8 protein-coding genes are annotated in these 12,155 nt (G+C 36.9%); 6 read left to right on the top strand and 2 right to left on the bottom strand.

The window, feature by feature from the left end:
* Nucleotides 1-37: 37 nt before the first annotated feature.
* Both galE and HN014_RS04770 read right to left on the bottom strand, forming a co-directional pair.
* A complete protein-coding gene (gene galE, locus HN014_RS04775; protein ID WP_176027750.1) occupies nt 38-1,054 on the bottom strand; it encodes a UDP-glucose 4-epimerase GalE in 1,017 nt (338 codons plus the stop codon).
* 48 nt (nt 1,055-1,102) lie between these two features.
* Nucleotides 1,103-1,558: a GAF domain-containing protein gene (locus HN014_RS04770; RefSeq protein WP_176027749.1), complete on the bottom strand. Its 456-nt coding sequence runs from the start codon at nt 1,556-1,558 to the stop codon at nt 1,103-1,105.
* 281 nt (nt 1,559-1,839) lie between these two features.
* Here HN014_RS04770 and HN014_RS04765 point away from each other — a divergent pair, with 281 nt between their 5' ends.
* From HN014_RS04765 to HN014_RS04740, 6 genes are all read left to right on the top strand, one after another.
* Entirely contained in the window at nt 1,840-2,115 is a 276-nt protein-coding gene (locus HN014_RS04765) for a hypothetical protein (protein ID WP_254884102.1), read from the top strand.
* A 119-nt stretch (nt 2,116-2,234) separates the two neighbouring features.
* Nucleotides 2,235-5,960 carry an efflux RND transporter permease subunit gene (locus HN014_RS04760; protein ID WP_176027747.1) on the top strand — a complete coding sequence of 1,242 codons (3,726 nt, stop codon included), beginning with the start codon at nt 2,235-2,237 and terminating at the stop codon, nt 5,958-5,960.
* A gap of 41 nt (nt 5,961-6,001) precedes the next feature.
* Nucleotides 6,002-7,231, top strand: coding sequence for a TolC family protein (locus HN014_RS04755; RefSeq protein WP_176027746.1), 1,230 nt, complete (start codon nt 6,002-6,004; stop codon nt 7,229-7,231).
* A 76-nt stretch (nt 7,232-7,307) separates the two neighbouring features.
* Entirely contained in the window at nt 7,308-7,874 is a 567-nt protein-coding gene (locus HN014_RS04750) for a DUF3347 domain-containing protein (protein WP_176027745.1), read from the top strand.
* Nucleotides 7,871-10,360: a heavy metal translocating P-type ATPase gene (locus tag HN014_RS04745; protein WP_176027744.1), complete on the top strand. Its 2,490-nt coding sequence runs from the start codon at nt 7,871-7,873 to the stop codon at nt 10,358-10,360. The genes HN014_RS04750 and HN014_RS04745 overlap by 4 nt, the downstream gene beginning before the upstream one ends.
* A 62-nt stretch (nt 10,361-10,422) precedes the next feature.
* Nucleotides 10,423-12,138, top strand: a complete 1,716-nt coding sequence (locus tag HN014_RS04740; protein WP_176027743.1) for an efflux RND transporter periplasmic adaptor subunit — start codon at nt 10,423-10,425, stop codon at nt 12,136-12,138.
* Nucleotides 12,139-12,155 lie beyond the last annotated feature (17 nt).

The following is a 12,155-nucleotide window of genomic DNA, read 5'->3' as shown; positions in this document are numbered from 1 at the left end:
AGGCGCTTTTTTATAGGTGATAATGGAATTTTGTTTGTTAGTTTCTTACTTTTTGTTCCCATTTCCAGGCAGAAGCCAGGGCTTCATCCAAACTACTTTGGGCTTTCCATTCCAATTCATTATTGGCTTTGGTAGTATCGGCATAAGCAGCAGTAATGTCCCCAGGTCTTCGTTCTACTATTTGATGTTTTAGTTTTTGTTGAGCTACTTTTTCAAAAGATTGAATAACTTCCAAAACAGTACTTCCTGTTCCTGTTCCAACATTAAATACTTCGTAATTTTCTTTGTTTTTGTCATTAACCAGTCGTTGTAAAGCAGATACATGAGCTTTTGCAAGGTCTACTACATGTATATAATCTCGAATACAAGTTCCGTCTTTTGTAGGGTAATCATTTCCGAATACAGATAATTGTTCTCTCATACCGATCGCTGTCTGTGTAATAAAAGGAACAAGGTTTTGAGGAACTCCTATAGGAAGTTCTCCGATTTCAGCAGTTGGATGTGCTCCAATTGGATTAAAATATCGCAAAGCAATTGCTTTGACATTCGGAGTAACTTTGCAAGTATCTTTGATGATCTCTTCTCCAATTTGCTTGGTATTCCCATAAGGAGATTCTGCTACTTTCACAGGAGCATTCTCTGTGATGGGTAATTCGTCTGCCTGTCCATATACAGTACAAGAAGAACTGAAGATAAAATTAGCAGTGTTCTTTTTTTGTAATTCCTGTAGGATATAAACAAGTGTAGAAATATTATTTTCATAATATAATAATGGGTTTTCTACACTTTCTCCGACCGCTTTGGAAGCGGCAAAGTGAATTACACCTTCTACATCAGTATGTCTGGAGAAAAAATCCTGAACCTTGTCTTTTTCTCTAAGGTCAATTTTTTCAAAAATAGGTTTCTTTCCTGTGATGTTGGTAATTCTGTCAAGTACATCAGGAGAAGAATTTGAGCAGTTGTCTATGATAACAACTTCATATCCTTCATTTTGTAATTCTACAACGGTGTGAGACCCTATAAATCCCAATCCACCAGTAACTAACATTTTCATAGTAGATAATTTGTTTTTCTTTGAATGAGAGAGACGAAGGAACGATATTTATAAGATTTTAGCAACTTCTTGATTTACAAATTCTAAAAAACGTTCATCTTCTTCTGTAAATGGGTCAGGAGTTTCTGAGTCAATATCGATCTGACCGATGTTCTCTCCATTTTTAAACAGAGGAATTACTATTTCAGACTTTACAGAGATGCTACAAGCGATATAATTGTCTTGTGCCTGGACATCAGGTACAACGAAGTTTTTATTAGAGACGGCTACCTGCCCGCAGATACCTTTTCCAAAAGGAATGATTGTGTGATCAGTCTCTTCTCCCGCATACGAACGAAGCTTTAATTCTTCTTTGTCTCCATTTTTAAAATAAAACCCGACCCAGTCATAATATGCTATAGCTTCTTTTAACAACTCGCATATTTGCAATAGTTTGTTGTCTGTTGTTTCCTGTGGATTTGTTGCAATAGCTTGTACTTTTGGGCGTAATTCTTGAAACGTCATGTAATCTAGTTTTTTGGTAAAATTATCTAATTATTTATTAAAAATAGTACTCAATTTGATTTACTCTTGTTAAATCATAGTGCGCATTGTGTTAAATAGTTATGAAAATATAAGTATTATTAACTATTTTTGTAGCGATGACTTCTATGTTACATAAAATAGGATCTTTTGTTTTAGCATGCATTGTATTGCTATCTACTATGTCGTTTACTGTACATAAACATTACTGTGGAAAGATTTTAGTAGATGCTTCTTTGTACACAAAAGCAAAAACTTGTGGTATGGAAGCTATGTATGACATACAAGAAGGGCAGAAGTCATCTATGGAGAAAAAATCTTGTTGTTCTGATGAGACAGTAGTAATTGAAGGTCAAAACGAGCTAAAAACTTCTTTTGATCAATTAGACATGCCTCAGCAACTTTGGATTACCTCATTTGTATATACCTATATAAAAAGATTTGTCGATGTAGAACAGCAGCCATTATTGTATCTGACACATTCGCCTCCGGAGCGAACCAGAGATATTGTTGTTCTTTACGAAACTTTCCTGATTTGATTTAGTACCTATTAATAAACTCTTACTGATTATTGTTAGTAAGAGGAAATTGTATTCTTTATTTTTAACTATAAATAAAGGACGCAGAGTATATTAATAATTACTAAATACTTTTATCTATGCTTAACAAGGGCATTAAATTTTTAATAGAAAATAAGCTGATAGCCTTTTTGTTTCTCATTTTCTTTGTAGGGTGGGGACTAGTACATGCTCCTTTTGATGGGAAGATCACTTTTCTTCCTTCGGATCCTGTGGCAGTAGATGCAATTCCTGATATAGGAGAGAACCAACAAATTATATATACTGTCTGGAAAGGAAGATCCCCTAAAGATATAGAAGATCAGATAACATATCCCCTGACAACTTCGCTGTTGGGGATTCCTGGGGTAAAAACAGTACGTAGTTCATCCATGTTTGGATTCTCTACCATTTATGTGATTTTTGATGAAAAAATAGAATTCTATTGGAGTAGGAGTAGGATTTTAGAAAAATTAAATTCTTTGCCTTCCGGTTTATTGCCAGAAGGAGTTTCTCCCTCTTTAGGACCGGATGCAACAGGTTTGGGGCAGATTTTTTGGTACACTATAGAAGGAAGGGACTCAAAAGGAGAAGTGACCGGAGGATGGGATCTTCACGAAATAAGAAAGGTGCAGGATTATTTTATTAAGTATGCTTTATCTGGAGTAGAAGGAGTATCAGAAGTAGCCTCTATAGGAGGATATGTACAAGAATATCATATTGATATTGATCCGGAATTAATGAAGCAATATAATGTGCAATTAGATCAGGTTGCCAATGTAGTAAAACAAAGCAATCAGGAATCGGGGATACAAACATTGGAAATTAATAAGGTAGAGTATATTGTTAGAGGGCTCGGATATGTAAAATCAATAGAGGATATAGAGAATACAGTGATACGCTCGGAAGGGTATACTCCAATACGGATTAAAGATATCGCCAAAGTATCTTTAGGACCGGCGTCCAGAAGAGGGATATTAGATAAGGAAGGAGCAGAAGTTGTTGGTGGGGTGGTTGTGTCGAGATTTGGAGCTAATCCAATGCAGGTAATCAAAAATGTAAAAGAAAAAATAAACGAAATAGCACAAGGGTTGCCTGTCAAAACCTTGAAAGATGGGCGGGAATCTCAATTAACTATAGTGCCGTTTTATGATCGATCAACGTTAATCGCAGAAACACTGGATACATTAAAAGAAGCGTTGACATTAGAAATATTAATTACCATTTTAGTTATTGTAATAATGGTGTTTAACCTCAGAGCCTCTGTATTAATTTCCGGAGCATTACCAGTTGCAGTGTTGATGGTGTTTATAGCGATGAAGCTATTTGATGTAGAAGCCAATATTGTCGCCTTGTCAGGAATTGCAATAGCCATTGGTACGATGGTAGATGTAGGAGTTATTCTCTGTGAGAATATCATTCGGCATATAAAAGAAAATAAGGAAAAGCATCCTGTGAATGTAGTGGTATATCGTGCAACTTCCGAGGTTTCGGGAGCTATTCTTACAGCAGTTTTAACAACTATAATTAGTTTTATTCCTGTTTTTACGATGATTGGGGCAGAAGGAAAACTGTTTAGACCGCTGGCATTTACCAAAACCATGGCTTTAGTAGCTACATTATTTGTAGCACTGTTCTTTATTCCGCCATTCGCTTCATTTTTGTTTGGGATCAAAGGCGTTAAAAAACGAATGCAGTATGGGCTTAATATTGTATTGTGCCTATTGGGGGTATGGGCAGTTGGAAAAGGATATTTTATAGCAATATTCCTTATCGGTTTTGGAGGAATAGGGATTTTACATTTACAAAAAATAATCTCTTCAAAAAGAGGGGAACTTATAAATGTATGTATGGCAGCACTGGGAATCATTACATTATTAGCGATGTATTGGCGACCTTTGGGGGTGCAATTACATTTCGTCTGGAGTTTTTTGTTTGTAGCGATGTTATGCCTCGGAACTTTAGGAAGTTTTATGATCTTTAGAAATTATTATACGAAGATATTGCACTGGGCTTTACAGCATAAATCATTGTTTTTGGTGTTTCCGATAATGATTCTATTTTTTGGGATATATGTTTGGAAGCAAACAGGAAAAGAATTTATGCCAGCATTGGATGAGGGAGCATTCTTATTGATGCCGACTTCGATGCCACATTCGGGAGTTTCTGAGAATAAAAAAATAGTGCAACAATTAGATATGGCTGTTGCCGGAATTCCTGAAATAGAGACAGTGGTGGGGAAGGCAGGTAGAATAGAATCTGCTCTGGATCCAGCACCCTTGTCAATGTATGAAAATATCATTATCTACAAGCCGGAATATATAGAAAATAAAGAAGGAATTCCACAAAAGTTTAGGGTTGATGAAGAAGGAGCTTTTTTATTGAAGAACGGAGGAGTGACTAAGAACCCTAATAATGAAACTACAAAAGGGGTGCAATCTGTAGATTTTCCAGTGGCTCAGCGAAAACTAATCCCTGATGAGGAGGGAGCATATTATAGAAACTGGAGACCAGAGATCACGACTACACATGATATATGGAATGAAATTGTCCGAGTAACGAAGCTTCCGGGGGTAACCTCAGCACCCAAATTACAGCCTATAGAAACTCGCTTAGTGATGTTACAAACTGGGATGAGGGCTCCGATGGGGATTAAAATAAAAGGACAAAACTTGGAAGAAATCGAAGCCTTTGGAATTCAGTTAGAAACTGTATTAAAAGAGGTGGAAGGAGTAAAAATAGAAGCCGTTTTTGCAGAACGAATCATAGGGAAACCCTATCTTCTGATTGATGTAGACAGAGACAAGATAGCTCGTTATGGAATTACTGTAGCAGCAGTGCAACAAGTATTGGAAATAGCTGTAGGAGGAAAAATACTTACTCAAACTATAGAAGGAAGAGAACGCTATGCTGTTCGTGTACGTTACCCCAGGGAGTTAAGAAGTCATCCTGAAGATTTGAAAAATGTTTACGTTCCAGTAGAAAAAGGAGACCCGGTACCTCTGAGCGAATTGGTGACTATCCGGTATGAGCAAGGAGCACAAGCTATAAAAAGTGAGGATACATTTTTGGTAGGAGCTGTATTGTTTGATAAAAAAGCAGGGTTCGCAGAGGTTGATGTAGTGGAAAAAGCACAACGGTTGATCAAAGAGAAGATCACTGTAGGGGAGATACAGGTTCCTTCAGGGATTAGTTATCGTTTTACAGGAACCTATGAAAATCAAATCAGGGCAGAAAAAACCCTGTCAATTGTAGTGCCTTTAGCTTTATTGATGATCTTTTTGATTCTGTATTTTCAGTTTAGATCAATAAGCATTTCGTTGATGGTCTTTACAGGAGTGGCAGTAGCATTTGCTGGGGGATTTATGATGATTTGGTTATATGATCAGCAATGGTTTCTCAATGTAGAGATACTGGGAGTTAACCTTCGTACGCTCTTTAATATACAAACCATTAATCTCAGTGTAGCAGTATGGGTTGGTTTTATCGCATTATTTGGAATAGCAACCGATGATGGAGTAGTAATGGCTACATATCTGAAACAAACATTTGATAAAAATACCCCTGCAACCCGGGAAGAAATTCATAGGTCAGTAATAGAAGCGGGAGAAAAACGGATAACCCCCTGTCTGATGACTACAGCGACAACGATTTTGGCATTAATCCCTATTCTTACGGCAACGGGAAGAGGAAGTGATATCATGATTCCAATGGCGATTCCGAGTTTTGGAGGAATGGTCATTGCTTTAGTGACGCTATTCGTAGTACCTGTTTTATTTAGCTGGAAAAAAGAAATTTCGATACGAAGTAGTAAAGAAAATAAATAATTAATAGTGTGAGTCAACAATATAAACATAAAAAAGATCTCTTGAGAAAAAAGAATATGCGTACCACCATTTTATTGGGAATGTTGTTATTCCAGTTTGTATGCAGTGGACAGACCTTACAGGAATATCTAAAAGAAGCAGCAGCAAATAATCCTGAGCTGCAAGCGATGAAGTATCAAATTCAGGGAGAAGAAGAAAAGATTAAAGAGGTAGGTAGTTTACCAGAAACATCTGTCGGAGCAGGATATTTTATGAGTGAACCAGAAACAAGAACCGGAGCACAAAAAGCAAAACTAAGTGTGCAACAAAAAATCCCCTGGTTTGGTACAAATGCTTCTAAAAGGAAAACTCAACAGACCAAAAGTGAAATGACCAAGAGTAAATACGAAGTGTTAAAAAGAAAGATTTTTCTTCAGATTGAGCAGAAATACTATCAGGTGTATGGTCTTAAAGCTACTTTAAAGGTATTAGAACAACGAGAAAAAATACTGGATACCTATAAGGAATTAGGTTTGGTCGCAGTAGAGAATAACAAAGCGTCAACAGTAGATATTCTGAGAATTAATATCGCAAAAAATGGAATACTCAATAGTAAAGAAGTCATTAAAGGAGCAATTCTTTCCGCGGAGTCTGCATTTAATCAATTATTGCATAGAGATGGTTTCGACCCGTTGCATATTGTCGATAATTTATTTATTCCCGAAGAAGAACCAACGATGATGCTGGATGATATTACATATCATCCCGAGTTAATTACATATGATTATTATCAAGAGGTGTTGGAAAATCAATTAATAACTAATAAAAGAGAAGCCATGCCGGATATAGGAGTTGGGGTAGATTATATTGTAGTAGAGGAACGCCCCGATATGAACTTTTCAGATAATGGAAAAGATATTGTTATGCCAATGGTTACATTCTCATTTCCATTGTTTTCTAAAAAATATTCTTCTAGATCGAAGCAAATAGACCTGGAGAAAGAAGCAGTAGCCCAGAAAAGAGAAGCCACTCAGAATGTATTGGAGAAAATAATGGATACAGCAATTAATGATCGGATTACAGCAAGAATTAATTATACGACCTATCAGAAAAATATAGATGAAGCACTATTAGCAGAAGAGATTATTAGAAAAACATATGAGACAGGAACTATCGATTTTGAAGAGGTTTTGGAGATACAGGAGTTGATCCTGGAATTTGAAAAGAAAAAAATAGAAGCTATTCAGGCGTATTATTCTCATAGTGCAATTTTAAATTATCTACGGCAGTAAAAACATTCTATAGCAAACGAATTTTAAGTTCGAGATAAACCTCGGATATCAAGTAAACAATTAAAAAAACGAAATAATGAAAACATCAGTAGTAAAAATAATAGTAGTGGCAATTTCTTTTGGAATTTTTTCATGTGGAAAAGACAAAAAAGAGCCCGTAAACAAAACGTCGGTAACAGTAGCAGTAGAAGAAGATAAACCAATTGTTGATATCAATAAAACATCAACAAAAAGTACCGTTGTGTTTGCAGATCCTAAGACTCAAAAGCTGTATGGGGCTTATTTGCAGATAAAAAGAGGGTTGGTGAATTCTGATCTCAAAGGGGTGAAAAATGCAGCGAAAGAATTAGAAGGAGTGATAGGAGAAGATACTTCTTTAAAGCAATTAAAAGCTACAGCAAGTCTGATGAGTCTGACCAAAGAATTGACAAAACAACGTGATTTTCTCGTGGGACTTACAGAAGAGATGGAAAGAATCCTTAAGGGGGTAGAGATTACTTCTGGAGAGATATATAAACAGTTTTGTCCGATGGCTTTTGAAGGAAAAGGAGGGTATTGGTTATCCGATTCTAAGGAAGTTAGGAATCCGTATTACGGAGATAAAATGCTGAAATGTGGAAGTGTAGAAAAAACAATTCAATGATCGAAACCTATTACATACAGGGAATGAGCTGTAATGGCTGTAGAAGTCATGTAGAAAAACTGTTGAGAGAAGTTTCGGGGGTTAGAGAAGTTACAGTTGAGTTAGAAAACGGGAAAGCTGTAATAGAAATGGATGATCCGATCATGATCGCTGACTTTCAGAAAGCATTACAAAAAGATACTGACAGATATCTGATAACACAGGAAAAAGAAACGAAAGCATGTTGTAATACTTCTGCTCCCGAAGTCAAAAAGAAAGGAGAAGGAACGGGGGTTTTTTACTGTCCGATGTATTGCGAAGGAGATAAGACATATACGAAAATGGGAGACTGCCCGGTATGTGGAATGGATCTGGTAGAAGAAGTGAAGACCAAAGTCGTCTTGTATACCTGTACGGAGCATCCAGAGATTAAGGAGGAGTCTCCAGGTTATTGCCCTTTGTGTAAGAAAGAATTAGTGGTGTTAGAAGAGGTCTCCTCTGAGGAGAAGAATTACCAGTTGCTTTCTAAAAAAATGTGGATAGCAGTTATCTGCACACTTCCTGTTTTTTGTATTGCAATGTCCGATATGATTCCTCAGAATCCTTTGATGAAACTGTTAAGAGGTACGCAATGGAACTGGATACAATTATTATTGTCGATTCCTGTCGTGTTTTATGCGGCAAGGATGTTTTTTGAAAGAGCTTATAAATCCTTGCGAAATCGTCATTATAACATGTTTACCTTGATCGGGATTGGAGCAGGTAGTGCCTGGGTTTTTAGTGTGTTAGTAGTGATATTTCCTCAGCTAATCCCAATGGACTTTAAGACAGCTACCGGAGAGGTACATGTCTATTTTGAGGCAACGACTGTAATATTGACATTAGCATTGTTAGGTCAGCTGCTGGAAGCTAAAGCACATAGCAAGACTAATAATGCGATAAAAGAATTATTAAAACTAGTTCCTAATACAGCATATCGAATTATAAATGGAAATGAAGAGATCATTGGGATAGACAAGATTGTTCTGGGAGATATTTTAAGAGTCAAACCAGGAGATAGAATTCCTGTTGATGGAATACTAACTGATGGAAGTACTATTGTAGATGAAGCTATGATCACAGGAGAAGCGATTCCGGTACAGAAAGAGAAAGGAGATGTATTGCACTCAGGGACGGTTAATGGAAAACAATCGTTTCTGATGCAGGCGACCAGAGTAGGAGAGGAAACCTTGTTAGCGCAGATTATAGAGATGGTTAATAATGCGGGTAAAAGTAAAGCTCCTATTCAGAAATTAGCAGATAGAATTTCTGGATATTTTGTTCCGGTAGTTGTGGGAGTCGCTTTTATTACAGCAATAATTTGGGGGATTTATGGACCAGAACCTTCAGTTGTATATGGATTTATCAATGCGATAGCAGTGCTTATTATAGCGTGTCCTTGCGCATTGGGATTAGCTACTCCTATGTCTGTAATGGTTGGAGTAGGGAAAGGAGCGCAGTCAGGAGTACTGGTCAAAAATGCCGAAGTACTGGAAAAAATGACTGCTATAGATACATTGGTAGTGGATAAAACAGGAACTCTTACAGAAGGAAGTCCATCTGTTGTTCAGATAGTGTGGGAGGCAAGCACAAAAAAAGAAGAACTGCTCTCGGTTTTATTTGCTGTCAACCAACATAGTGAACATCCTCTGGGGGCAGCTATTTCACAATACGCAAAAGAGAAAGGTGCAGAAAAAAGAGCTGTAAGAGATTTTGAAGCGGTAATAGGGAAAGGAGTGATAGCTATGGTGTCAAACCAGTCTGTATATGTTGGAAACCTCGAGTTAATGGAAGAGTATGGGGTTGCTGTATCAGACCGTATTAAAGAGGTAGCATTGAAAGAACAGAAAAAGGGACGTACGGTATCTTATGTAGCGGTAGCGAAAAAAATAGAAGGAATTATCATTTTGGAAGACCTCATAAAAGCAGGAGCAAAAGAAGAAATTGAAAAACTAAAACAAAAAGGAATCAGTGTTGTAATGCTTACTGGGGATCACGAAAAAACAGCTAATGCAGTTGCTAAAAAACTTGGAGAAATCCCTTGTAAAGCCAATATGTTGCCCCAGGATAAACTCGCATATATAGACGAATTACAAAAGAAAGGACAGATTGTGGCAATGGCAGGAGATGGGATTAATGATGCTCCTGCATTGGCTAAAAGCGATATAGGAATTGCAATGGGAACCGGAACAGATGTAGCGATAGAAAGTGCTTCTGTTACATTAGTTAAGGGTGATTTATCAGGGATTGATAAAGCCTATGTGTTAAGTAAAAAAGTGATGAAAAATGTTAAACAAAATCTGTTTTTTGCTATTGTGTATAATGCTGTGGGAATCCCAATAGCAGCAGGGGTTTTATATCCTTTTTTTGGTGTTTTACTATCCCCAATGATTGCTGCTTTGGCAATGAGTTTCAGTTCTGTTTCTGTGATAGGAAATGCATTAAGGTTGCAAAAAATAAGATTGTAAAAACGATACATCTATAAGAATGTTATGCATAATTAGTAGGTGGATAATGAAAAACAAAAGAGATGAGAAAGTATAGTGTATATATAGGTATTTTGATTATAGGAATCGGTATCGGATATGTTTTGTTTGGGAAGAGAGCAGCTGTTGCTTCAGAAGGAGTAAAAGAACATAAACATACAGAAAAGGAACAGATGTGGACTTGTTCAATGCATCCGCAAATTATGCAGCCGGAACCTGGAGATTGTCCAATATGCGGAATGGATCTGATTCCAGCAGATCAAACAACAGATGGGTTGACTTCTGGTCAGTTTAGAATGACTGAAAATGCAATGGCGCTAGCTAATATAGAGACCAGTGTCATCGGGAAAGATGCATTGACTGAAGGGGTGATAAAACTATCAGGAGTAATTACAGAAAATGAAGAAGAAAATGCAGTGCAGACGGCCCATTTTTCCGGCAGGATCGAAAAACTATATGTTAAGTATACGGGGGAGACAGTTCGTAACGGACAATTGTTAGCTTTGATCTATTCTCCAGAATTAGTAGCAGCTCAACAAGAATTGCTCACGGCAGTTTCTTTAAAGTCGGCGCAGCCTGCTCTGTATGAGGCGGTAAGGAAAAAACTTGCATCTTGGAAGCTTACAGCCACGCAAATAGAAGAAATAGAACGTTCCGGAAAGGTGAAAAGCAACTTTCCGGTATATGCAAATGTATCTGGAGTTGTCACTGAAAAAAATATAGAAGTTGGAGATCACTTAAAAGAGGGGCAGGCAATGTTTAGAATTGCGAATCTCAATACGGTTTGGGGAGCTTTTGATGCGTATGAAAATATGATTTCGTCTCTAAAAATAGGGCAAAAAGTAATCGTTAGAACTCATGCATTTCCTGAAGAATCACTAGAAGCTACAGTTTCTTTTATAAACCCTGTGTTAGATAAAAAAACAAGAACAGTAACTGTAAGAGTGTTGTTAAAAAATAAAGACGAGCGATTAAAACCCGGAATGTTTATAGAAGGAGTTATCAAAAAAAATGAAACGGCGAAACAGGGAGGAGAAGCGATTTTGATACCTAAAAGTGCCGTTTTATGGACAGGGAAACGATCCGTAGTATATGTTAAACCAGAACACAAACAAGCTGTTTTTGAAATGAGGGAAGTAGTTTTAGGGGCGTTATCAGGGGATGACTATATAGTGATTTCAGGAGTGTCAGAAGGAGAAGAAATTGTAGTTAATGGAACATTTACAGTGGATGCCTCTGCTCAGTTACAGGGAAAATATTCTATGATGAACAGAAAAGAGGAAAAGAAAAAAGAAGAAAATATAATAACTCCGGTTTTTAGTGAAGTTTTTCAGCAGGAAATGCAACAGATAATAAATGGATATATTCAGGTTAAAGATGCGCTTATTAAAGGAGATTACCAGTTAATTAAAGATGCAGGGGTAAAAAATCTGGAGGTTTTTGATAATGTTAAAACCACAGATTTTTCAGAAAAAGAGAAAGGCTTGGTGAGTCAATTAAAAAAGAAAACAGCAAAAATAACAACAGCAACAGCATTGGGAGTGCAGCAGAAAGAATTTAAAAAGCTCTCGGATGCTATGATAGAAATTACAGAGGGATTTGATCAGAAAGGACGCACGCTGTTTGTTCAATTTTGTCCAATGGGAGATGAAAACAGAGGAGCTAAATGGCTTAGTTATGAAGATGAAGTGATGAACCCATATTTTGCAGGAGAAATGCTTAGATGTGGGAGTGTGGTAGATACTTTGCAGAAGCAATAAAAACAGGTTCTTATAAC

The organism is Aquimarina sp. TRL1 (genome assembly GCF_013365535.1).
Lineage (GTDB): Bacteria > Bacteroidota > Bacteroidia > Flavobacteriales > Flavobacteriaceae > Aquimarina > Aquimarina hainanensis.
Note: the sequence above shows the minus strand (reverse complement) of the source record. Positions and strands in the feature narration are given on the sequence as shown.